We start from the raw sequence: 22,139 nt of genomic DNA on the forward strand, positions 1-22,139 counted from the left end.
TCACAATCCCGTAGTCAGGCAGAGTTTTTCCTGATTATCCGGCACTAGACCGGCAAAGCCGCGCCACCCTGTTTTACCCGCTCCAGCAGCCGGGCCATGAAAGCCTCGCATAACGCGATTTGCTCCAGGGCAATGAACTCGTCGGGCTTGTGCGCTTGTTCAATCGAGCCGGGGCCGCACACGATGGTAGGAATGCCAAGTTCGGAGAACAGGCCGGCCTCGGTGCCGAAAGCAACCTTCTGCACCCGGTTGGCGCCGGTCAGCGCCTTGGCGAGTTCGACCACGCCGGCGCGGTCATCGGTGGCAAGACCCGGGAATTCGGAAATCTGTGTGAAGGTGAAGCCGCAATTCGGATCAATCGCCTTCAGCTCAGGCTCCAGCTTGTTCTTGGCATAGGCCACCACTTCGGCGTAGAGGGCGTCCACATCATCCTGCGGCAGATAGCGGATCTCCCACAGGAAGCTGCAATCCTTCGGCACGATGTTGAGCGCGGTGCCACCGTTGACCGTTCCGGTATGCAGCGAGGTATAGGGCGGGGCGAATTCGCCATCGAACGGCCCCTCGGCGCGTTTCTTGCGCGCCAGGCTTTTGATGAAGGCGATCAGTTCGGCGGCCGCTTCCACCGCATTGGCACCCAGATGGGTGAGCGAGGAATGGCATTCAAAGCCACGCACATCGACGCGCCAGCTTTTCTTGCCCTTGTGCTGGGCGATCACCTGCATCTCGGTCGGCTCGCCAACGATGCAGGCCTTGGGTTTTACCGGCATGTCCTTCAGCACTTCAATCAGCTTCTTGGCGCCCAGGCAGCCGACTTCTTCGTCATAGGTGAAGGCATAGTGGATTGGCGTCTCCAGTTTCTGCGCCAGGAACTTTGGTGCGTAGGAGAGCGCGACGGCGACGAAGCTTTTCATGTCGGACGTGCCGCGGCCATAAAGGCGGCCATCCTTCTCGGTCAGCGTGAAGGGATCGGTATTCCACTCCTGGCCGTCGATCGGTACGACGTCGGTATGGCCCGAGAGCACGATCCCGGGTTTGTCCTGCGGGCCGAGCGTGGCATAGAGATTGGCCTTTTTACCGCTGTCGTCATAGACCAGCGTGGATTCCACGCCGAGCGCTTCCAGATGTTCGCGAATCCAGTAGATCAGGGCCAGGTTGGAATCGCGGCTGACGGTCGGCGTCTCGATGAGCTGGCGAACCATCTCGAGGGCTTCTGCGCTGGGTTTGGTCATGGGGGAGGTACGCTTTCTTGTTTAGTGGGACTGCAGGCTTTTGATCTGGTTGTCGAGATCGTCGGCAATGAAGCCCTGCACGATCTCGTCGATCGAGGCATCCGTGGTGAACCCCATGGCAGCAGCGCGGGCCGAGCGTGTTTCACCCGGCCAGCCATCGACGATCCTCTGGATTGCGGCATCGGGTTGCCAGTGAATCGCGCCGATCCTGCGGTTGCCCCCCATACTGCGAAACTGGCTGTTGCGCTCCACGGCGGTGGCCATTTCGCCGGCGGTGACACGGATGCCGCTGAGCAGGAGCGTACGATCCTTGCCGAAGCTCTCGCCGGGCAGGTCATGGGCGCGGATGAAGGCATCCACCGTGCGGCGCGGCGACAGGCAGGCCATGGGCGAGTCCGGCCGTACTGGGCAGATCACATCCACGCCCGACAGCGGCTCACGGATGATCGAGCTGGCCCAGGTGGAGGCGGCTTTGTTCGGCTTGCCAGGCCGCACCATGATGGTGGGCAGGCGGATGGCGCGGCCATCGACAAAGCCTTTGCGGCTGTAATCGTTGATCAGTAATTCGCCGGTCAGCTTCTGCACGCCATAGGAAGTGGTGGGCCTCTGTGCCGTTTCGTCGGTTACCGTTTTGGGCAGGGCATCGCCGCCATACACGGCAACGGACGAGGCGAAGACGATGCGTGGCGTATGCGTGGTGATGGCGCGGCAGGCCTCCAGCACATGCTTGGTGCCGTCGAGATTGACACGATAGCCACCTTCAAAATCGGCTTCGGCGCCAGCCGAGACGATGGCCGCCAGATGGAAGACCGAGTGGGTGTTGTGGCCGATCAGGCGCAGTACTTCGCCGTGATCGCCAATATCACCCGCCATGGTGACGATCCGCTCGTCCTGCGGGCCGTTTGCCTCCACGGTGTCGAACAGGGTGATGCGGTGGATCGTTTCCGGTTTGCCGCTCGGGCCGATCAGGCTGCCGCGCCTGAGCAGCTCCTGCGCCAGTTTCTGACCGATGAAACCGGCACCGCCGGTGATGACGACATTGAGCATGAACGCCCCCAGTGAATCTCCGGGAAAGCGTCCACGCTAGCGATGCCGGCCGGCGGAAACAAGCCGGCCGACATGGTACGCGATGGTTCAGTCCTGTGGCGGCGGCAGGCGGTGCGGCGGCGGGCCGTCCATGTGGCGGCTGCCGGGACCGCCCATGGGGCCATCCGGCGGCGGAGGCATGGGTGGACCATGGCGCAGCAGCCTCCTGGCGAATTTCTGCCGCTCCTCCGGCGTCATCGCATCGGCGGCGGCCAGCAGGCCGGCCTGTAGGCCCTGTTGCAACTGGTCGAGCCGGCGGCGATGTTCCAGCAGCGCGGCTTCCAGTTTCGCGTGGTCATAGGGTTCGGCAGCCAGCGCTGCGCCCAGTTCGCGATTCATCTCGCGCAGGGTGAAGGCATTGCCCTTGTGCGTTTTCTCAAAGGCTTTACGGAAAGCCTTGCCAGCATCATCGGGCAGCCGGCGGGCAAACTGCTCTTCGATCTGGGCGCGATCGCGGTCCATCCAGCGGCTGTACTTGACGAAGCGCACAGCGCCCCAGCCGATGAAAGCGAGATTGATTGCCACCGAGGCGATCAGGCCGATGGCAAGCCAGCGATTGGCCCGCGATTTCGGCGCCTGGGGAGGCTGCTGTGCCGGCGGGGGAGAGACGGGAGCTTCGGACATGACGCTTATTCCTCATACACAAGCGGTGCAGTGCTAGCCAATTGCACGGCCACCAGCTCGGCTTCCTGCGTGTCGATCAGAGAGAAATTGCTGAGGCCTGCGCCAATGCCGATGAACAGGGCAAGGGCGAGCGCAGCAAGCTGCGGCATGGCGCGGCCAGCGGGAAACAGCAAGGAGAGGGCTTCGGTGATCTGTATGCGCCAGCCGGGCGCGGCGGCGGAAGCAGCAGGCATGGCTGCCATCTGGGCGAAGATGCGGGCGCGCAGGGCGTCGCTCGGTTCCAGTTCAGGCAAGGCGGCATTGAGCAAATGATTGTCGAAACGCAGGGCGGCGTGCTGCAGCTCCCGTGCATCCGGCGAAACGGCCAGCAGGGCATCGGCCGCGGCGCGTTCGCGCGCGGGCCAGAGCTGCGGGTCGGCGCCGTAGATGTCGAGCAGATCGGTGAAGCGGTCGAGGTTCATGGTCTCACTCCGAAATCAGTCTGCTGCGCCGAAGCTGGCGCCGAGATCGTCGCGCAGGCTGCGCTTGGCGCGCACCAGCAGGGATTCCAGTGCGCCGACGCTGATGCCCAGCACCTCGGCGGCGGCAATGTTGCTCTCGCCCTCCCAGAAGCAGAGCAGAATAGCGGCGCGCTGGCGTTCGGGCAGCTTCGCCAGCGCGGCGGCCACGCGGTCGCCGGTCTCGGCGGCGAGCCTGGCCTGATAGGGATTGGGCTGCGTCTCGTCGGCGGGTTCAGGCTGGTCGTCCAGCGCGGCCATGCCGGGTTTGCGTTTGCGATCGATGCACAGATTGACCACCACGCGATTCAACCAGGTCTTGAAGCTGGCGCCGCCATCGGCACGCCAGCGGCCGGCATGCTGCCAGACGCGCAGGAAAGCCTCCTGCGCCACTTCCTCGGCATCGGCGCGATCGAACAACACGCGATAGGCCATGGTGACGGCATGGCGCAGGTAACGGTCGACTAGCAGGCGATAGGCGGCGTGGTCGCCATTGGCTACCCGCAGCATCAGCGCGGCGTCGACATCCTGCACGGTCTCAGTCCGCCGCAGCGGAAAGGATAACAGGGTCGTCGGGAAGACACCCGCCAAAGCGTCTGGGCGGGGCAACGCAACAGAAGCAAACATCCGGATCATTCCTGCTCTGGCCAAAACGGGGGCCGGGATTTCTCCCATGCTCCCTATACGGGGCCGGGCCGGAAATCCTGCGCAGGTCTGCCATTTTCCCGGATCAGGCCTGGCCGGCCGCCTCCAGGGCCTTCAGTTCCTCGGTCAGGCGGGCGATTTCCTGGCCGACCGCCTTGGCCATGTCGGGCTGGTCCCAGTCGCGGTATTGGCCCTGCCGGTAGGCCAGGGCGTTGCGGTAATACAGCCAGGCGTTGAGGCGGCAGCGCACGAAATTGTTCTGCGTCTTGATCACTTTGCCAGGGCTGCCGACCACCACCGAATTGTCCGGGATCACGGTGCCTTCCTTCAGGAAGGTGTGGCCGCCGATGATGCAGTTATTACCGATCACGCAGCCGTCCATGATGGTCGAGCCGATGCCGATCAGGCAATTGTCGCCGATGCTGCAGCCGTGGATGGTGCAGTGATGCGTCACCGAGCAATGGGCGCCGACATATGTGCCGGTCTGGCTGCCGACATGCAGCATCGAAAAGTCCTGGATATTGGTATAGGCGCCGACGACAATCTCGTAATTCTCGGCCCGCATGGCGACGTTGATCCAGACCGAACTGCCTTCCTCCAGTCGCACCTTGCCGTAAATCTGCGCGGTGTCGTGGATATAGGCCGGATTGTTCAGCACCACATCGGGGCCATGCACGGGCATCTTTGTTCCTCCATCTCTGGAGAACGACCTTAACCAAGCGCGGCGGGGGGAAAAAGGGCGGAGGGGGGCCCGTCAGATGATCCGGTCAGGCTGCCACGGCCTCGTCGGCCTCGATGGTCTTGCCGCCGGCGATTTTCCAGGCCAGCAGGCCACCATCCAGATGCAGCAGGTCAGCGACGCCCTGTTCTGCCAGACGGGCCAGCGCGATGGCCGAGCGTTTGCCGGTCAGGCATTGCAGCACGCGGCGTTTGCCCGGCGTGGCCGGAAGGGCGGTCGCATCAAGTGTGGACAATGGCAGCAGCACCGAGCCGGGAATGTATTCATCGGCATATTCGTCCGGTTCGCGTACGTCGATCAGGATCGCCTCGCCGGCAGCCAGCCAAGCCTGCACGGCTTCGGCAGCGACAGTGACGGGGGATTGAACGGTCATGTCATTCGCAGTGGGCATAGCCGCAATATATGGCTTTGAATGTGAAATGCAAATAAAATAGCTCTTTGTTGTGTAATTAAAAATATTAACATAATTTTATGTTAAATAAAAAACGGCCTCCCGGTGAGGGAGGCCGCCGGAGAATCAGCAACTTACTTGGTGGCGTCCTTCAGGTAGGCGATCAGGTCGGCCACTTCGCTTTCCTTCTTGATACCTGGGAAAACCATCTTGTTGCCCGGCACATAGCCCTTGGGATCGGCCACATAGGCGGCAATGGTCTTTTCGTCCCAAACCACGGCCTTGGCCTTCATGGCATCGGAATATTTGAAGCCGTCGACGGTGCCGGACTTACGGCCGAAAACTTTGGCCAGGCTGGGGCCGACGCCATTCTTGCCGGCCTCGAGCTGGTGGCAGGCGCGGCACTTGGCAAAGGATTTTTTGCCGGCTTCGACATCACCGGCAGCCTGGGCGGCGCCGGCGAGGCTGAACGACACCGCTAGGGCGGCAAGGGCGGAAAAAAAGACTCGCGACATCTCGTGGGGCTCCTCGCGTGATTCTGTGTTGATTCGGGGGCAAAACCTGCCTGTGCGGCCCGGATACTCCCGAAGCCGGATGGAAAATAGCATAGCGACTCGCTCGAACAACAGCGGCGCATTGCCGCATTTACCGCCGCTTAACAGCCGGCTGCTTAGTCTGCCCCGCCTGGGCAGGAAATCGCCCCAGCGTAGCGGGAGTTCGGCTGAAGATGAACATGATGGCCAATCTGGGGCGCAGCCGGTTGCAGGCGATGACGGCTGCCGGAAGCGACGTGCTGCAGATCCAGCAGGCGCTGGCGGCCCGACGCAGCAACCTGGTGGCTGAATTGTTGCGTGGCGAACCGGATTTCTTTGAGCAGCAGCATTACCCGGCCGGCGACGTGTTCGACCCCGAAACGGGCGCGCAATATTACTATCATGCACACCGCAATGACGGCCGTGAGCATGGTCATTTCCATATCTTCCAGCGGCCGCACCTGCTGCCGGAAAAATTCGAGCCGGTGCGGTACGTCAAGCCAGGCGTTGGCCGCTGCTCGCCGAAGGAAAAAATCGGGCCGCACTGGCCGCGCGGTGACCGCGCCCTGGCCCATATCATTGCCGTGGCGATGGATCATTACGGCCAGCCAATCCGGCTGTTCACCGTCAACCGCTGGGTCACCGACGAAACCTGGTATTCGGCGCGCGACGTGATCGCCATGCTGGAGCGTTTCGAGCTGCGCCATAACTGGCCGGTACCGGAAGTAAACCGGTGGCTGAGCAGCCTGCTGCGTCTGTTCCAGCCCGAGATCGTCGAACTGATCCGCCGCCGCGATGCAGCGGTGGAAGCGCGTGGCCGGGCGAATCCGCGTGGCGACGCGCTGGAAGACCGCAGCCTGGAAGTAACGGCGTCGCTGGATATCTCGGTGGAACGTCGGGTACGGCAGCTGCGCCGCTCGATGGCAGCCTGACGTTTACGGCAGGTAGCCGAGATTGCGCCACTCGGCATAGGCCTTGCGGAATCCGTAATAGGAATCCCAAACCTTGCTGAATTCTGGATTGGCGGCGCTTTCTTCTTTCACGACTTTGATCCAGGCGGTTTTCAGCGCCCCCATCACCGGCTGCGGCAGGGTATGGATCGTCACGCCGCGGGCGCGGATCTCCTGCAGCGCCTTCACCTGTTGCGCCTCGCCCTCGGCCAGGCTTTCGCGCACGGTATCGCCGCAGACGCTCAGGATCAGGCCGCGCTGCGCGTCGGTGAAGCTTTCCCATACCTTCGTGTTGAACAGCAGGGAGATAAGCGAACTCTGCTGGTGCCAGCCGGGGAAGTAGAAATGCGTGGCCGCCTTGTCGAGGCCGAAGCGCAGATCGGTGGCAGGCAGCGAGAATTCGGCGGCATCGATATTGCCGGTTTGCAGCGCATCGAAGATTTGGCCGCCGTTGAGCGGCACGACTTCGACGCCCAGCTGGCTGATCACCCGGGCACCGATGCCCATGAAGCGCATGCGCAGCCCGTTCAGATCGGCCGCCGAGGCGATCTCTCGGCGGAACCAGCCACCCGATTCCGGCGGCAGAATGGTGCAGACCACCGGCTTGATATTGAACCGGGCAAAACTCTCATCCATGAGCTGCTGGCCGCCGCCATAGGACAGCCAGGCCAGATATTCGCTGGCCGGCGGGCCGAACGGCACGGTGGAAAACAGCCAGAAGGCGGAATCACGCGCGGCGAAGAAATTGGCCGATGACCACACGGCGTCGATATCGCCTGCCGAGACCTTGTCGAACAGTTCGTCATTCGGTGCCAGCGTGTTGGGCTCGAACAGCTTGAACTCGATATTGCCATCGGAGGCGGTGGCCAGCTTTTCAACCATGGCCACGGCCATGGTGCCGATCAGCGGCGCCGTCGAGGGCGCCGGACTGGCCAGCTTGATCACGCGGCGGTGGCCCGGCGCTTCGATCACCGCCATCGGCACGGCAGTCGGCTCTGGTTCCTTGATTGCGCGCGCCGTCGGCGCATCGGCGGCCCGGCGCAGCGATACGGCCCCGATACCGATCAGGATACCCAATACCAATGCCAGGCCAGCAACGGTGACCAGACGCGCCATGAATTTTGATCTCCCACCGGGCATCAGTAATACTGGGCATCAGCAATACTGCGTCGCCGGCAACTGCCGGGCGTCACCATAAGCGGCGGGCAACCCGGTCGTCCATTGGCCCGCGGCGTTTCCCACCACTCGCTTGACTCTTAGTTTCGTTTGTAACTACCTTTCCGGAAGGTAAAAAACAAAGAACAAATTCCTCGGGAGGAATTGCCGTGCGAAACAACCTTAAGGCCATGCTGGCCCGGGCCATTGTCGCGATTGCCTCGGGCGCCGCCCTGTTCGTCACCGTCCCAGCGCCGCATGTTGCAGCGCAAGACATCGAGCTCAAGCTGAGCCATTTCCTGCCGCCCGGCCACGGCATCCACCGCGACTGGCTGCTGCCCTGGGGCGAAGAGCTGGCCAAGCGCAGCAATGGCAAGGTCAAGGTGACGATCTTTCCGGCCGGTTCCGCCTTCGGCAATCCGGCCCGCCAACTGGAACAGGCGGTCAGCGGCGTGGTCGATATCGCCCATGGCCTGCGCGGCGTGCCGGCCGGCCGCTTCAACCGTATGGGCATCATCGAGTTCCCTTTCCTGGTCGAAACATCCAATGCCGCCAGCCGCACCCTGTGGGAGATGTATCCCAAGCATTTCGCTCAGGAATTCCCCGATACCGTGAAGGTGCTGGGCCTGCATGCCCATAATGCCGGCCTGATCCACACCCGCGACAAGCAGGTGAAGGGCATGGACGACCTGAAGGGCCTGCGCATCCGTTCGCCCAGCCCGCAGATCAACGCCATGCTGCAGCAGCTCGGCGCCACGCCGGTTGGCCTGCCGCCGGGCGAAGTGTACGAGAATCTGCAGCGCGGCGTGATTGATGGCGCCGTCTTTCCGTGGGATCCGATCAATTCCTTCCGTCTGTTCGAGGTGACGAAATACCACCTCGATGCGCGGTCCTACACAGCCAGTTTCTATTTCGTGATGAACAAGAGGAAGTACGACAGCCTGCCGGCCGAGGTGAAGAAGGCGATCGACGAGACCACCGGCGCGGCGTTGACCGAGAAATTCGGCGACTGGTGGAACCAGTGGGATGCGCCGGGCCTGGAAGCGGCCAACCGGAAAGGCAACGTGATGTCGTCGCTGTCGGAGGCTGAGCGCAACCGCTGGCGCGATGCCCTGAAGCCGACCACGGAAAAGCTGCTGACCGATCTGGAGGGCCAGGGGGTGAAGAATGCCCGCGAGATTTATCGCGAGATGCAGCAGCGCATTGCCAAGTATGAAGGCGGCAAGCGCTGAAGCTGTATAGGTAAACCTGCGGCCCGCCGTTCCGGATTATCCGGTTCGGCGGGCCGCACTTTTTTGCAGACGGAATGCCGGGATGATGCCGATCTATCGTGCGGCTGACTGGAGCGCGGCCTGGGCTGCACGTGTCGGGGCCTTCTGCGCTCTTCTGGCAGGCCTTGCCACCTGCGCTGATGTGGTGATTCGCCAGGCCGGCGGCCAGGGCATCCTTGGCACGGTCGATATCACCCAGTTGATGATCATGGCGACCGCTTTTCTCACCATTCCCTATGGCTTCATCTCGGACAGCCATGTGGCGGTCGATCTGGGCATCGAGCGGCTGCCATTCCGGCTGCAGGCGCTGTGCCGCATGCTGGCGGCTTTATGCGGCGCGCTGCTGATGCTGGCGATCGGCTGGTTCGGCTGGCAGCAGTTCAATACCGTGGCGCTGATGGGCGACAGGTCGCAGACCATCGCGCTGCCGATGACCTGGTACTGGTATCCCCTGCTGGGCGGCGCGGTGTTTGCCGCGCTGATGGCGCTGGTGGTCGCATTGCGCCACGCAGTTACGTTGCTGACGGGGCGCGATCCGGTGGCGGCGGCCAGGGCAGGAGAGGCGGCATGAGCCCGGCACTGGCCGGCATTCTTGGCTTCGGTGCCGTGCTGGCGCTGATGCTGCTGCGCGTCCCGGTGGCTGTCGCCATGGGACTGATCGGCGCGGCCGGCTTTCTGCTGCTGCAGGGTTGGGACGGCCTGGCCTATGTGATGGGCTCCTCGCCGTTCGAGAGCGTGTTCCCCTACAGCCTGTCGGTGGTGCCGCTGTTCGTCATGATGGGCGTGTTCGCGACCTATGCGGGCCTGTCGCGCCAGCTCTACGATGCGGCCTATGCCTTTCTCGGGCATTTCCGCGGTGGCCTGGCACTGGCCACCATCGGCGCCTGCGCCGCTTTCGGCTCGATCTGCGGTTCGGCCATTGCGACTGCGGCTACCATGTGCCGCGTCGCCTTGCCCGAAATGCGGCGTCGCGGTTACAGCGACAGCCTGGCCACCGCGACCATTGCCGCCGGCGGCACGCTGGGCATCCTGATTCCGCCTTCGATCATCCTGCTGATCTATGCCCTGCTGACGGAACAATCGCTGGGCAAGCTTTATGTCGCCGCCTTGCTGCCGGGTGTGCTGGGCACGGGGCTCTATATGCTGGCCATCGCGGCCACCGTACGCCTCAACCCGGCCAGCGGCCCGGCGGGCGAGCGCATGACCTGGCCGCAGCGCCTGCGTACTATGCGTAGCGTCTGGCCGGTCTTCCTGCTGTTCGTGCTGGTGATCGGCGGCATGTTCGCCGGCATCTTCTCGCCCAACGAGGCCGCTTCCGTGGGCGCCGTTGGCGCGCTGCTTTTCGCCCTGGCCGGCCGCACGATGGGCCTGTCGCGCTTCAAGGATTCGCTGCTGGAAACGGCCTCCACCAGCGCGATGATCTTCCTGATCCTGATCGGTGCCGGCCTGTTCAATTTCTTCCTGGAGGTGACCAGCGCCCCGCAACTGGTGGTGCAGCAGATCCAGGCGCTGAATGTCAGCCCGGCATTGTTTTTGGTGCTGCTCACGCTTTTCTACGTTGTGCTGGGTGCGCTGATGGACGACCTGGCAATGATGCTGCTGACATTGCCCTTCGTGTTCCCGGCAGTGCAGGCGCTGGGCATTGATCCGCTGTGGTTCGGCATCTACATGGTGACGATCGTCGAGATCGGCATGATCGTGCCGCCGGTGGGCATGAACCTGTTCGTCATCCAGGGCGTGGGGCAGGTGAAGCTGCCGACCGTGATCCGGGGCATCCTGCCTTTTGTGCTGGCCGATCTGGTGCGCGTCGGTCTGCTGATCGGCTTTCCGCAGATCGTACTGTGGCTGCCAAGCCTTATGGACTGATGGGCCTTATGGACTGATCAGCGCCTTTTCGGCACCACGCCGTATTCCCTGATCCAGCCCAGCGACGCCACCGTGTCTGCTTCAGGGCGATATTCGCAGCCTACCCAGCCGTCATAGCCCAGCGCATCGACCCGGTCGAAGATATAGCGATAGTCGATCTCGCCATTACCCGGCTCGCGCCGGTCGGGCGGATTGGCGATCTGGATATGGCCGACCCACGGCATCTGCCGTTCCAGCCGCCTGCTGATGTCGCCGTGGATGATCTGGGCATGATAAATGTCGAATTGCAGGCGCAGGTTCGGCGCGCCGATCTCCTCGATCACTTTTTGCGCGACATCGAAGTCGCTCAGGAAGAAGCCGGGGATGTCGCGCCGGTTGATCGGCTCGATCAGCAGCAGCAGGCCGGCGCCCGAGGCCTGCTCGGCCGCCCAGGCCAGGTTGTCCATGTAGCAGGCCTCCATGGCGCGGCGGTCGGGCCGGGCCGGCTCGACCCCGGCCACGACATGGATGCGCGGGCAGTTCAGGGCGGCGGCATAGTCGAAGGCCCGCGCCATGGCGGCGCGGAATTCCTGGCGCCGGTTGGGCAGGGAGGCCAGGCCGCGTTCGCCGGCCGTCCAGTCGCCCGGCGGGGCATTGAATAAAGCCACCTGCAGGCCGGCATCGCGCATGGCTGCCGCAATGGCTGCCGGGGCATGGTCATAGGGGAACATGAATTCGACGGCGGCAAAACCCTGGTCGGCCGCGGCCGGGAAGCGGTCGAGGAAGGGCAGGTCCTGGAACAGGAAGCTTAGGTTCGCGGCAAAGCGTGGCATGGCATCCCCCAGGGCAACAGCCTCTCGGCGGCCGGATTGTCATCCGGTCTCCGCAGAAGCATCGGTTTGCCGAGACTGTCATTTCTGCTAACTGTTGGGCAAGTCTTCTTGTTTTTCCTTCGAGGATCGATGGCCGACGGCCGGTTGCAAGCAGAACGGGATGGAACGGCATTGCGGCTGCGCCTGACTGGCGACTGGACGCTGACGCATGCCGCGGCCCTGCTGTCGCGACTGGGCGGACTGGCGACGGCCGGGCTGGCCAGTGAGCATGTCACCGGCGGCGGTCAGCGGCGGGCCGTGCTCGATACGACCGGGCTGGGCCGTCTGGATACCGCTGGCGCGATCCTGCTGGTGCGGCTGTACCGTCAGGTCGCCGATCAGGGGTTTGAGATCGACTGGCCGCAGGCACGGCGCGAACATCGCGCGCTGTTCGATTATGTCGGTGGCGCCGGCGAGGCGATCACGGTCTGGCCGCCATCGGGCAGCGGCCTGATCGGCATGATCGAATATCTCGGCTGGCTGACTATGTTCTTCGTGCGCGAGGCGCGGCGCTTTACAGCCTTCATCGGCCAGGTGACCGAAACCGCCATGCTCACCGCCCTCCGACCCGGCCGCATGCGTTTCACCTCCATGGTGCACCATATGGAGGAGACCGGGCTGAAGGCCCTGCCGATCGTCGGCCTGCTGTCTTTTCTGATCGGCATGGTGATGGCCTATCAGGGTGCCAGCCAGTTGCAGAAATTCGGCGCCGAGATTTTCGTCGTCGATCTGATCGGCATCTCGGTGCTGCGCGAACTGGGCGTGTTGCTGACCGCGATCCTGATCGCCGGCCGCTCGGGCAGCGCCTTCACCGCACAGATCGGCACCATGAAGGTGAACGAGGAAATCGCCGCCATGCGCACGCTGGGTCTCGACCCGGTGGTGGTGCTGGTGCTGCCCCGGATGTTCGCGCTGATGCTGACTCTGCCGGTGCTCACCTTCTTCGCCGACGTAATGGGCCTGTGTGGCGGCGCGCTGATGGCGTGGAACACGCTGGGCATCGACCCCTACCTGTTTTTCAGCCGGCTGCAGGAGGTGATCGTGCCGCGCACCTTTATCGTCGGCATGGTCAAGGCGCCGGTCTTCGCCGCGCTGATCGCCCTGGTTGGCTGCTACGAGGGATTGCGGGTCAAGCGCGATGCTGAAAGCGTCGGCCGGCTCACCACCCGCTCGGTGGTGCAGTCGATCTTCCTGGTCATCCTGTTCGATGCCCTGTTTTCCATCATGTTCAACATCCTCAAGGTGTAGGCATGGCGGAAAGGGAAAGGGTGATAACGGTGCGCGGCCTGACCAACCGTTTCGGCGAGCATACCGTGCACGAAAACCTCGACCTCGATGTCTGGCGCGGCGAGGTGCTCGGCGTGGTCGGCGGCTCGGGCAGCGGCAAGTCGGTCCTGCTGCGCACCATCATTGGCCTGAACCAGGCCGTGTCCGGCAGCATCGACCTGCTGGGCACCGACATGATTGACGGCGACCCTGATGCCCTGCGCGCCGTGCGCCAGCGCTTCGGCGTGCTGTTCCAGGATGGCGCGCTGTTTTCCTCGCTGACCGTGGCGCAGAACATCCAGGTGCCGCTGAAGGAATTCTACGACCTGCCCCAGGATCTGCTGGACGAGATCGCCGCCGCCAAGGTGCATATGGTGGGCCTGCCGGCGGATGCCGCCGACAAATATCCGGCCGAGCTGTCGGGCGGCATGCGCAAGCGCGCCGGCCTGGCCCGTGCCCTGGCGCTGGATCCGGAAGTGGTATTCTTCGACGAGCCGACCGCCGGCCTCGATCCGATCGGGGCGGCAGCCTTCGACCAGCTGGTGCGCGACCTGCAGCAGGCCCTGGGGCTGACCGTGTTCATGGTCACCCATGACCTCGACTCTCTCTATGCCATCTGCGACCGTATCGCCGTGCTGGCCGAGAAGAAGGTTCTGGTGACCGGGTCGATCGAGACCATGCTGCAGGAAAAGCATCCCTGGGTGATGGAATATTTCCACGGGCCGCGTGCCCGGGCTGCCGCGATCACCGCGGCGATGGACAAGAGGTGAAGCGATGGAAACGCGGGCGCATCATCTGCTGATCGGCAGCTTCATGCTGGTCTTCCTGACCGGCATCGTGATGTTCGTGCTGTGGCTGGCGAAATCCGAGGTCGACCGCGAGATCGCCCGCTACAATATCTTCTTCACCGGCTCGGTGGCCGGCCTGGGCGTGGGCGGCGACGTGCGCTTCAACGGCATCAAGGTGGGCAGCGTGTCGCAGATCACCATCGACCGCGAGAATACCAGCCGGGTGCGCGTCACCGCCGAGGTGGATGCCGATACGCCGATCCGCGCCGATTCCGAAGCCACGCTGCAGCTGCAGGGCATCACCGGCGTGTCCTTCGTGCAGATATCGCCCGGCAGCCGCGATGCGCCGATCCTGCCGGTGGTGGGTGGCCGCGATGCCAGCAAATATCCGACCATCCACTCGAAACCCTCGGCCATCGAGGCGCTGGTCGAGGCGGCGCCGGAATTGTTCACCCGGGCCGCCCAGGTGCTGAGCGACGAGAATCTGCAGAACCTGTCAGGCTTTATCGCCGATCTGCGCGTGGTATCGCAGACCTTGGCGGCGCGCCAGGAGGGTATCGGCCGCGCCATCGACAGTTTCGAGCGCACCAGCACCGACATTTCCAAGGTGGCGGCTGCCGCCGGCGACATTGCCGGCCGGCTCGACGGCCTGATCAGCGAGGCCGAGCGCACCTTCAAGTCGACCAATCGCCTGCTGGACGGCGATGCGGCCGAGGCGCTGCTCGAAGCCAAAACCTCGATGCGGCAGCTCGGCGCCACGCTGGTGACCTTGCAGGCGATTGCCGAAGAAAACCGGGCGCCGCTGCACACCCTCACCACCGATACCTTCGGCGAGTTCCGACGCTTCTTTGCCGAGGCGCGCGAGCTGGTGCTGAGCCTGTCGCGCGTGGCGCAGCGCCTGGAAGACGATCCGAGCGCGATCCTGTTTGGCAAGCGCGATGCGGAATACCGTAATGAAGGAGGAACGCGGCGATGAGCGATATCACACGACGCGGCATTCTGCTGGCTGGCGCGGCCCTGCCGCTAGGCGCCTGTGGTGGCCTGATCCCGCAGGCGCCGCCATCCAATCTCTACAACCTGTCGCCCAAGACGACATTCATCGATACCCTGCCGCGCGCCGACTGGCAGCTGGTGGTGGAGGAGCCGTTTGCGGCGGGCGGGCTGGATACCCACAAGATCGCCATCTACACCAACCCCTATGAGGTGAAGTATTACGCCGAAGCGCGCTGGGCCGAGCGGGCGCCACGCATGGTGCAGACCCTGCTGGTGGAAAGCTTCGAGAACACCGGCAAGATCGTCTCGGTCGGCCGCCATTCGGTTGGCCTGCGCTCGGATTTCAATCTGAAGGCCGAATTGCGCGAATTCCAGGCCGAGCTGAAAGAGGGCAGCAGCCTGCCGGACGCCAATGTATCATTGCAGGTGAAGCTGGTGGCGCAGCCGCGCCAGCAAATCATCGCCGCAGCGACCTTCAGCCAGCGGGTGAAGGCGAAGGATGCCTCGCTGCTGGCCGTGGTGGCGGCTTTCGATGCCGCGCTGGGCTATGTGCTGCGCGAAACCGTGCAATGGACCTTGATGACGGCGAAGAAGCCGGCAGCGTAAGGCGGCTTACAACCCGCTGCGCAGTTCGACGATCGGCTTCGACATCACCGCTTCCTGGTCCCAGGGGAACAGGATCCAGGTATCCTGGCTCACTTCGGTGATGAAGGTATCCACCATCGGGCGACCATTCGGCTTGGCATAGATGGTGGCGAAATGCGCCTTGGGCAGCAGGGCGCGCACCGCCTTGGCGGTAACGCCGGTATCGACCAGGTCGTCGACGATCAGCCAGCCCTCGCCTTCATCGGCGAGCGCAGCCTCGGCGGTTTTCAGGATATTGACCTTCGAGCCGCGCTCCAGCTCGTTATAGGTCGAGCAGGAGATCGTCTCGATCATACGCAGATTCAGCTCGCGCGCAACGATGGCGGCGGGCACCAGGCCGCCGCGGGTGATCGCAACGATGCCGCGATAGCCGCCGCGCGCCTGGGCGGCGTCCAGCAGGCGCCAGGCCAGCGCCTTGCAGTGGCGATGCAGCTCTTCCCACGAGACCGGGAAGAATTTTGTGTAGCCATGGCCTTCGGTCATGCGGAAACGCTCCCCCGTCTTACGGCGCGGTCGTGGCGCGCTGATAGGTTTCGATCGGCCCGCGCAGGCGCTCGGGGATATCGACCGATTTCATTTTTATTTCGTCGATGATGCAGGAGACATGGGTGGCGGTGAAGCAGACTTCGCCGCCGGCATTCCTGCCCTTGATGTCATAGGTCACGGTGGCGCGGCTGATCTTCTCGACCCGCAATTCGACGCGGAAGGGATCGCCGCCTTTCAGCGCGCGCTGGAAATCCAGCTTGGTGCCCACCGTGGGGGAGCCGAGGCGCAGCTTGCGGTGCAGGCTGAGGAAGTCCAGCCCGATCACCTCGCGCCAGAACGCTTCCAGCGTCTCCATCACGTAATCGAGGAACTGGGTGGTGTAGACCATGCCGGCGGGGTCGCATTCGCCCCATTGCACGATGCGGTCGACGGTGAACAGCCGGTCGGGACCATAGGCGGCGGCAATGTCGGTCCGGGCGGCGGGGATGCCGGAATCGGCGGGGATCGGATGGCTCATGGCCGCGGATCATACGGAGGGCAGCGGCGAAAAAAAAGCGCGGGCCGGGCCACGGAAGCGGGAAAAAGAAGAGGCGCCCGGCAGGAAACCGGGCGCCTTTTTAGGGGAGGGGAGGATAACGGTTACTTACGCGCGGACGTATTCGAAATCTATCGGCTGGTTGTTGATGCCGCGGGCCGGCGGGGCGACCCAGTTGGCGAACTTGCCCGGTTCGGTCACCGGCTTCATCAGGCTGATCACGTAAAGGCGATCCTCGTCGGTCGGCAGCCATTCGTGATGGCGGGCATCCCATTCGGCCTGGCCGATGATGCGGCCCTGCGGGTCGACGCGCAGTTCGGAGAACTGGCCGATCTGGCGATGGAAGGCGCGGTGCGGCAGCTTCAGCTCAAAATCGATGCCGTGGCGCTTGATGATCTGGTTCCAGCGCATCACGCCGCGCGCGCAATCGGCCACGTAATCGTCGCGCAGCCGCTCATTCAGGGCGGTCAGCGCGGCTTCTTCCTTCTCGCGGAAGCCGTCGCCATCCACTTCCAGCACCTTGTAGGCGGCATCGGTCAGCTTGTGGTCGTCGCCGATCCGGGTCTCGTCGAAGCGGCCCTTGATGCCCATGGTGTAGTAGTTGGCGGCGTTGGTGGAGATTTCCGAGCCGAACAGGTCGATCGAGACCGAGAAGTGGAAATTCAGGTATTTCTGCAATGTCGGCAGATCGATCACACCATGCTTGCGCACATCGTCGGTCTTGAAGTCGCGCATGACTTCGCAGGTGCGCTGGATCACGCGGCCGACGCCGGTCTCGCCCACGAACATGTGATGGGCTTCCTCGGTCAGCATGAAGCGGCAGGACCGCGCCAGCGGATCGAAGCCGCTTTCGGCCAGCGAAGCGAGCTGGAACTTGCCGTCGCGGTCGGTGAAGAAGGTGAACATGTAGAAGCTGAGCCAGTCCGGCGTCTTTTCGTTGAAGGCGCCAAGGATGCGCGGCTTGTCGTCGTCACCCGAGCGACGCTGCAGCAGGGCCTCGGCCTCCTCGCGGCCGTCGCGGCCGAAATAGGCGTCCAGCAGGTAGACCATGGCCCAGAGATGGCGGCCTTCCTCGACATTGACCTGGAACAGGTTGCGCAGGTCATACAGTGACGGGCAGGTCTGGCCGAGCAGGCGCTGCTGCTCCACCGAGGCCGGTTCGGTATCACCCTGGGTGACGATCAGGCGGCGCAGCACGCCGCGATATTCGCCGGGCACTTCCTGCCAGGCGGCTTCGCCCTTGTGGTCGCCGAAATTCACCTTGCGCTCGGCTTCCGGCTCGGCGAGGAAAATGCCCCAGCGGTAATCCGGCATCTTCACATAGCCGAACTGCGCCCAGCCTTCGGCATCGACGCTGACGGCGGTGCGCAGATAGGCCTCGCGGGCCTGGAAGCCGGCCGGGCCCATATCCTGCCACCAGTCGAGGAATTTCGGCTGCCATTCCTCCAGCGCGCGCTGCAGGCGGCGGTTATCGGAGAGATTGACGTTGTTGGGGATGCGCGAGTTGTAGTCGATGGCCATTTTCTGTTTTCTCCCTAGACACGTTTGCGGTCGTACGCGGCGCGCTGGCCGGTACCGTACAGCTTGAGTGCGCCCTGTTCGCCGACGGCGTTGGGGCGCTGGAAAATCCAGTTCTGCCAGGCGGTGAGCCGGCCGAAGATCTTGGTTTCCATGGTCTCGGGCCCGCCGAAGCGCAGGCTCGCCTCCATGCCGGTGAGGGCGTCGGGCGAGAAGGCGGCGCGTTCCTCGATAGCGATGCGCACCTCGTCCTCCCAGTCGATGTCGTCGGGCGTGAAGGTGACCAGCCCGGCCTCGTCGGCCGCCTGGGCATCGAGATCGTTGCCAATCAGCGTCTTGATCGCGTCCACCCGCGACGGCTCATCCAGGTTGCGGCTGGCGACGCGGCTGAGGCCGTTGGCCATCGGGTAGGGGCCGAAATTCATCGACGTCAGGCGGATGCTGGCGGGCGGGCGGTTGTCGCCCTCGAAGCGGCCATCCAGCATGTAGGAGCGGTCGGCGGCCAGCACCAGCTCCAGCAGCGTGCCGGTGAAGCAGGAGCCGGGTTCGACCAGCGCGAAGATCGAGCGCGACGAGACGTCGATGCGCTTGAGCACCCGCTTGAGGAACAGGCGGATCTCGCGCACCAGCCAATGCGCCTTGTGCTGCTCCAGCGCCGCGTCATAGGCGGCAACCAGATCGGCATCGCCATTGGTGCGGAACACCCACATGCCAATCGTGTCTTCGTTGGTGCGCAGATGCAGGATCAGATCGTCCAGCTCGCGGGCCAGCGCCAGCGACCAGAAGCCGTCGCCGGCGGCCTGGATTCCATCGGCAGAGGTCGGCGGCGGCGCCTTCGGGCCATGCACGGTGATCTCGGCGATGCCCTTGGCCCGGTCGAGCCTGGCCTCGACGTGGCTGTAGCTGATGCGCTCACCGTCGATCTTGCGCGCCAGCTTCGAAAGCGCCACGCCCTTGGCATTGGCCGGACGGTCGGATTTGGCAGCGAAGGCTTCGGCGCGGGCGCGCACTTCCTCGGCCAGCTTGGTGCGCGGCACGACTTCATCGACCAGGCGCCAGTCGACGGCGCGCTTGCCCTTGATGCCTTCCTCGATGGTGCAGAAGAAATCGGCGCGGTCGCGGCGCACCATGCGCTTGTCGACCAAGCGGGTGAGGCCGCCGGTGCCCGGCAGCACGGCCAGCAGCGGCACTTCCGGCAGCGACACCGAGGTGTTGCCGTCATCGGCCATCAGGATGTAGTCGGCGGCCAGGGCCAGTTCGTAGCCGCCGCCGGCGCAGGGGCCGTTCACCGCGGCGATATAGGTCTGCTTCGATTCCGCGGTGGCCTCTTCGATGCCGTTGCGGGTCTCGTTGGTGAATTTGCAGAAATTGACCTTCCAGCCATGGGCCGACTGGTTGAGCATGCGGATATTGGCGCCGGCGCAGAAGATGCGCTCCTTGCCCGAGGTGATCACCACGGAGCGGACTTCCGGATGCTCGAAGCGCAGGCGCTGCACCGCGTCGTGCAGCTCGATATCAACGCCCAGATCGTAGGAATTCAGCTTCAGCTCATAGCCGGGGCGTAGGCCGCCGTCTTCCTTGACGTCCATCGCCAGGGTGGCGACCGGGCCGTCGATGCTGAGTTTCCAATGCTTGTACTGGCTGGGCTCGGTGCGGAAATCCACCAAAGCGGCGCCATTCTGCTGGCTGTCGGCCATTCCTGTCCTCCCTCGAACTAACATGCATTATAATACACAGTTTCGGGGCGACAAGAATTATTTTGCAGTTTTTGTGTCGCCACCTCTTATTCGGCTGCCTCGCGGGCCAGCCAGGCCGGATGGGCGCGCAAAGCGGCGGCCAGGTCGGCGGCGGCCTGCTCCAGCGTCTTGCCGGCGGTATCGAAGGCCATGTCGGCGCGGGCATACAGCGCCTCGCGCTGGGTCAGGATGCGCTTCAGGTCGGCCATGGCTTCCGATTGGCCGGCGATCGGGCGCAGGTCGCCCTGGGCGACGACACGACCCATATGCTCTTCCGGGCGCGCCTTCAGCCAGATGGTGAAGCAATTGGTCAGCAGATGGGCATAGGTGGCCGGCTCAGACGGCAGGCTGCCGCCGGTGGCGATCACTTTCGGCGCGGTATCGGCCGTTACGCGCTCCAGCGCGCGACGTTCGAAGCGGCGATAGGCGGCCTGGCCGTAGAGATCAAAAACCTCGTTCAAGGAGAGGCCCGCCTCGATTTCGATTTCCTTGGCCATCTCCACGAATTGCAGGCCAAAAGCCGCAGCCAGGCGCTGGCCCAGCGAGGTCTTGCCGGCGCCGCGCAGGCCAATCAGCGCGATATGGCGCTTGACGCTGGCGGCAATGCCGAAGCGGTCACGCACGAAAGCCTGCAATTCCTGCAACTGTTCGCCGCTCAAATCTTCGATCTGGCGCAGCAGCAGGGCCTGGTCGACGCCGAGCGGCGGGCGGTCGCCGAGGAAATCGGTGATCGGCAGGTCCATCGCGCGGGCAATCTGGCGCAGCAGCAGGATCGAGATGTTGCCGGCACCGCCTTCGAGCTGGGCGAGGTAACGTTCCGACACGCCGGAATCGCGGGCAAGGATTTTGCGGCTCATGCCGCGCCTTGCACGCGCATTGCGTACGCGCTCGCCCACAACCTGCAGGAAAGCGACGTCGTCGGGGCTGGCCTTGTCGCGGCTCTCGTTCATGCTATGCATTATAATGCAATTTTTGCTGGAGCGCCAGCAGACACTGCGTTATAGTTCGGGCCCGCTACAAAGTCAGGCAGGTTCAGGAGAGCGTAAATGCAGGTTTCCATTCTGGTCGGCACCATGACGGGCACCGCCGAGCTGGTTGCAGGTGACGTGAAGAAGGCGCTGGAAGGCAAGGGCCACAGCGTCGAGGTGCTGCTGATGGACAACCTGAAAGCCGAGGTGTTCGAGCGGCCCGGAGCCTTCCTGATCTGCACCTCCACCTATGGCCAGGGCGACGTGCCCGATAATGCCCGCGACTTTTTCGCCGATCTACAGGCCGCCAAGCCCGACCTGACCGGCAAGCTGGTCGGCGTCATCGGCCTGGGCGACAGCACCTACCAGGACACCTTCAATCATGGTGGCCAGCAATTCGAAAGCCTGCTGAAGAGCCTGAACGCCACGCTGGTCGGCGAACGCATGCAGCATAACGCCTCAAGCGGCAGCCTGCCGGAAGACGAAGCCGTGACCTGGGCTTTGGAATGGGCGGAGCAGACCGCGCCGCTGGCCAAGGCCGCATAACTGCCCGCTGACATAAAAGCGGGCGGCAAAAAACACAATTTCCCGGGAGGAAACAATGCCGCGCTTCATCGAGCTGCCGCGGCGGTATAACGCCGTGAGCCATTTCGTCGATCGTCATATCGCCGAAGGCCGCGGGGCCAAGACCGCCTTCATCGACGACAAGGGTCGCTACACCTATGCCGATCTGGCGGCGCGGGTGAACCGCGCCGGCAATCTGCTGAAAAGCCAGGGCGTGCAGCGCGAACAGCGTGTCATGCTGGCGTTGCTGGACGGCATCGATTTTCCGGCGATGTTTTTCGGCGCAATGAAGATCGGTGCCGTGCCGGTGCCGATCAACACCTTGCTCACCACGCCGGATTACGATTTCCTGCTGCGCGACAGCCGTGCCGCGGTGCTGGTGGTTTCCGATGCGCTGCTGGAAAAATTCCGCCCCATCGTTTCGGGCCAGCCCTATCTGCAGCAGGTGCTGATCTCCGGCCAGGTACCGCCGACCGTGACGCCGTTGCACAAGCTGCTGGAGGCTCAGTCCGACCAGTTGGACGCGGCCGAGACCACGCCGGACGATATCGGCTTCTGGCTTTATTCCTCGGGTTCGACTGGCGCGCCGAAGGGTGCCATGCACCTGCATGGCGATCTGGTGCATACGGCCGTGTTGTATGGCGAGGAGGTGCTGGGCATCCGCGAAGACGACGTGGTCTTTTCGGCCGCCAAGCTGTTCTTCGCCTATGGCATGGGCAACGCCATGACTTTCCCACTGCATGTCGGTGCCACGGCCGTGCTGATGGCCGAGCGGCCGACGCCGCCGGCGGTGATGAAGCGCC

General features: G+C 63.9%; 25 protein-coding genes. 10 read left to right on the forward strand and 15 right to left on the reverse strand.

The window, feature by feature from the left end:
- Positions 1-44: 44 nt before the first annotated feature.
- The 8 genes from argE to Q1J79_RS04820 form a co-directional block, all read right to left on the reverse strand.
- A complete protein-coding gene (argE, locus tag Q1J79_RS04785) occupies positions 45-1,229 on the reverse strand; it encodes an acetylornithine deacetylase (RefSeq protein ID WP_300297250.1) in 1,185 nt (394 codons plus the stop codon).
- A 21-nt stretch (positions 1,230-1,250) separates the two neighbouring features.
- A complete protein-coding gene (gene denD / locus Q1J79_RS04790; protein ID WP_300297253.1) occupies positions 1,251-2,276 on the reverse strand; it encodes a D-erythronate dehydrogenase in 1,026 nt (341 codons plus the stop codon).
- Between the two features lie 87 nt (positions 2,277-2,363).
- Complete coding sequence (locus Q1J79_RS04795; RefSeq protein WP_300297256.1) at positions 2,364-2,939, reverse strand: periplasmic heavy metal sensor; 576 nt, start codon at positions 2,937-2,939, stop codon at positions 2,364-2,366.
- A gap of 5 nt (positions 2,940-2,944) precedes the next feature.
- On the reverse strand, positions 2,945-3,400 hold the full coding sequence (locus Q1J79_RS04800) for a hypothetical protein (protein ID WP_300297259.1): 456 nt from the start codon (positions 3,398-3,400) through the stop codon (positions 2,945-2,947).
- 15 nt (positions 3,401-3,415) lie between these two features.
- Positions 3,416-4,063, reverse strand: coding sequence for an RNA polymerase sigma factor (locus Q1J79_RS04805; protein ID WP_300297261.1), 648 nt, complete (start codon positions 4,061-4,063; stop codon positions 3,416-3,418).
- Positions 4,064-4,166: 103 nt separating this feature from the next.
- Positions 4,167-4,763 carry a gamma carbonic anhydrase family protein gene (locus Q1J79_RS04810; protein ID WP_300297264.1) on the reverse strand — a complete coding sequence of 199 codons (597 nt, stop codon included), beginning with the start codon at positions 4,761-4,763 and terminating at the stop codon, positions 4,167-4,169.
- A gap of 85 nt (positions 4,764-4,848) precedes the next feature.
- Positions 4,849-5,193: a rhodanese-like domain-containing protein gene (locus Q1J79_RS04815; RefSeq protein ID WP_300297266.1), complete on the reverse strand. Its 345-nt coding sequence runs from the start codon at positions 5,191-5,193 to the stop codon at positions 4,849-4,851.
- 152 nt (positions 5,194-5,345) lie between these two features.
- Positions 5,346-5,726 carry a cytochrome c family protein gene (locus Q1J79_RS04820; protein WP_300297270.1) on the reverse strand — a complete coding sequence of 127 codons (381 nt, stop codon included), beginning with the start codon at positions 5,724-5,726 and terminating at the stop codon, positions 5,346-5,348.
- Positions 5,727-5,944: 218 nt separating this feature from the next.
- Between Q1J79_RS04820 and Q1J79_RS04825 the strand changes: the two genes are divergently transcribed.
- A complete protein-coding gene (locus tag Q1J79_RS04825) occupies positions 5,945-6,676 on the forward strand; it encodes a hypothetical protein (RefSeq protein WP_300297273.1) in 732 nt (243 codons plus the stop codon).
- A gap of 3 nt (positions 6,677-6,679) precedes the next feature.
- On the opposite strand, the gene Q1J79_RS04830 is transcribed toward Q1J79_RS04825, so the two are convergent.
- Complete coding sequence (locus Q1J79_RS04830; protein WP_300297276.1) at positions 6,680-7,810, reverse strand: TRAP transporter substrate-binding protein; 1,131 nt, start codon at positions 7,808-7,810, stop codon at positions 6,680-6,682.
- 209 nt (positions 7,811-8,019) lie between these two features.
- On the opposite strand from Q1J79_RS04830, the gene Q1J79_RS04835 reads away from it, so the two are divergent.
- The 3 genes from Q1J79_RS04835 to Q1J79_RS04845 all read left to right on the forward strand — a co-directional run bounded on the left by Q1J79_RS04835 (position 8,020) and on the right by Q1J79_RS04845 (position 10,986).
- Positions 8,020-9,081: a TRAP transporter substrate-binding protein gene (locus tag Q1J79_RS04835; RefSeq protein ID WP_300297279.1), complete on the forward strand. Its 1,062-nt coding sequence runs from the start codon at positions 8,020-8,022 to the stop codon at positions 9,079-9,081.
- An 82-nt stretch (positions 9,082-9,163) separates the two neighbouring features.
- Positions 9,164-9,691, forward strand: a complete 528-nt coding sequence (locus Q1J79_RS04840; protein WP_300297282.1) for a TRAP transporter small permease — start codon at positions 9,164-9,166, stop codon at positions 9,689-9,691.
- Positions 9,688-10,986 (forward strand): TRAP transporter large permease, encoded by a 1,299-nt coding sequence (locus Q1J79_RS04845; protein WP_300297285.1) that lies wholly within the window; start codon positions 9,688-9,690, stop codon positions 10,984-10,986. The genes Q1J79_RS04840 and Q1J79_RS04845 overlap by 4 nt, the downstream gene beginning before the upstream one ends.
- 17 nt (positions 10,987-11,003) lie before the next feature.
- Here the strand turns inward: Q1J79_RS04845 and otnI are convergent, their stop codons facing one another.
- The gene (otnI, locus tag Q1J79_RS04850) at positions 11,004-11,798 is read right to left on the reverse strand and encodes a 2-oxo-tetronate isomerase (RefSeq protein WP_300297288.1); all 795 of its coding nucleotides are present in this window, start codon (positions 11,796-11,798) and stop codon (positions 11,004-11,006) included.
- Between the two features lie 171 nt (positions 11,799-11,969).
- Here otnI and Q1J79_RS04855 point away from each other — a divergent pair, with 171 nt between their 5' ends.
- From Q1J79_RS04855 to Q1J79_RS04870, 4 genes are read left to right on the forward strand one after another with little or no spacing between them, the layout of a single operon-like run.
- The gene (locus tag Q1J79_RS04855; RefSeq protein WP_300297291.1) at positions 11,970-13,085 is read left to right on the forward strand and encodes an MlaE family lipid ABC transporter permease subunit; all 1,116 of its coding nucleotides are present in this window, start codon (positions 11,970-11,972) and stop codon (positions 13,083-13,085) included.
- A 2-nt stretch (positions 13,086-13,087) separates the two neighbouring features.
- Positions 13,088-13,873 (forward strand): ABC transporter ATP-binding protein, encoded by a 786-nt coding sequence (locus Q1J79_RS04860; RefSeq protein WP_300297294.1) that lies wholly within the window; start codon positions 13,088-13,090, stop codon positions 13,871-13,873.
- A 4-nt stretch (positions 13,874-13,877) separates the two neighbouring features.
- Entirely contained in the window at positions 13,878-14,867 is a 990-nt protein-coding gene (locus Q1J79_RS04865; RefSeq protein WP_300297296.1) for an MlaD family protein, read from the forward strand.
- Positions 14,864-15,490, forward strand: coding sequence for an ABC-type transport auxiliary lipoprotein family protein (locus Q1J79_RS04870; protein ID WP_300297299.1), 627 nt, complete (start codon positions 14,864-14,866; stop codon positions 15,488-15,490). Before Q1J79_RS04865 ends, Q1J79_RS04870 begins: the two co-directional genes overlap by 4 nt.
- A gap of 6 nt (positions 15,491-15,496) precedes the next feature.
- Here the strand turns inward: Q1J79_RS04870 and gpt are convergent, their stop codons facing one another.
- From gpt to Q1J79_RS04895, 5 genes are all read right to left on the reverse strand, one after another.
- Positions 15,497-16,012 carry a xanthine phosphoribosyltransferase gene (gene gpt / locus Q1J79_RS04875; RefSeq protein ID WP_300297302.1) on the reverse strand — a complete coding sequence of 172 codons (516 nt, stop codon included), beginning with the start codon at positions 16,010-16,012 and terminating at the stop codon, positions 15,497-15,499.
- 19 nt (positions 16,013-16,031) lie between these two features.
- A complete protein-coding gene (locus Q1J79_RS04880) occupies positions 16,032-16,532 on the reverse strand; it encodes a thioesterase family protein (RefSeq protein ID WP_300297305.1) in 501 nt (166 codons plus the stop codon).
- Between the two features lie 126 nt (positions 16,533-16,658).
- Positions 16,659-18,071, reverse strand: a complete 1,413-nt coding sequence (gene boxB / locus Q1J79_RS04885) for a benzoyl-CoA 2,3-epoxidase subunit BoxB (protein WP_300297308.1) — start codon at positions 18,069-18,071, stop codon at positions 16,659-16,661.
- Between the two features lie 14 nt (positions 18,072-18,085).
- Positions 18,086-19,765, reverse strand: coding sequence for a 2,3-epoxybenzoyl-CoA dihydrolase (gene boxC / locus Q1J79_RS04890; RefSeq protein WP_300297311.1), 1,680 nt, complete (start codon positions 19,763-19,765; stop codon positions 18,086-18,088).
- Between the two features lie 86 nt (positions 19,766-19,851).
- Positions 19,852-20,754 (reverse strand): helix-turn-helix transcriptional regulator, encoded by a 903-nt coding sequence (locus Q1J79_RS04895; protein WP_300297314.1) that lies wholly within the window; start codon positions 20,752-20,754, stop codon positions 19,852-19,854.
- Between the two features lie 96 nt (positions 20,755-20,850).
- Here Q1J79_RS04895 and Q1J79_RS04900 point away from each other — a divergent pair, with 96 nt between their 5' ends.
- Positions 20,851-21,318 (forward strand): flavodoxin domain-containing protein, encoded by a 468-nt coding sequence (locus tag Q1J79_RS04900; protein ID WP_300297317.1) that lies wholly within the window; start codon positions 20,851-20,853, stop codon positions 21,316-21,318.
- 55 nt (positions 21,319-21,373) lie between these two features.
- Positions 21,374-22,139: AMP-binding protein (locus Q1J79_RS04905; RefSeq protein WP_300297320.1), on the forward strand; the 766-nt coding region annotated here is incomplete at its 3' end.

Origin of the sequence: Ferrovibrio sp. (assembly GCF_029255545.1) — a bacterium.
Taxonomy (GTDB): Bacteria; Pseudomonadota; Alphaproteobacteria; order Ferrovibrionales; family Ferrovibrionaceae; genus Ferrovibrio.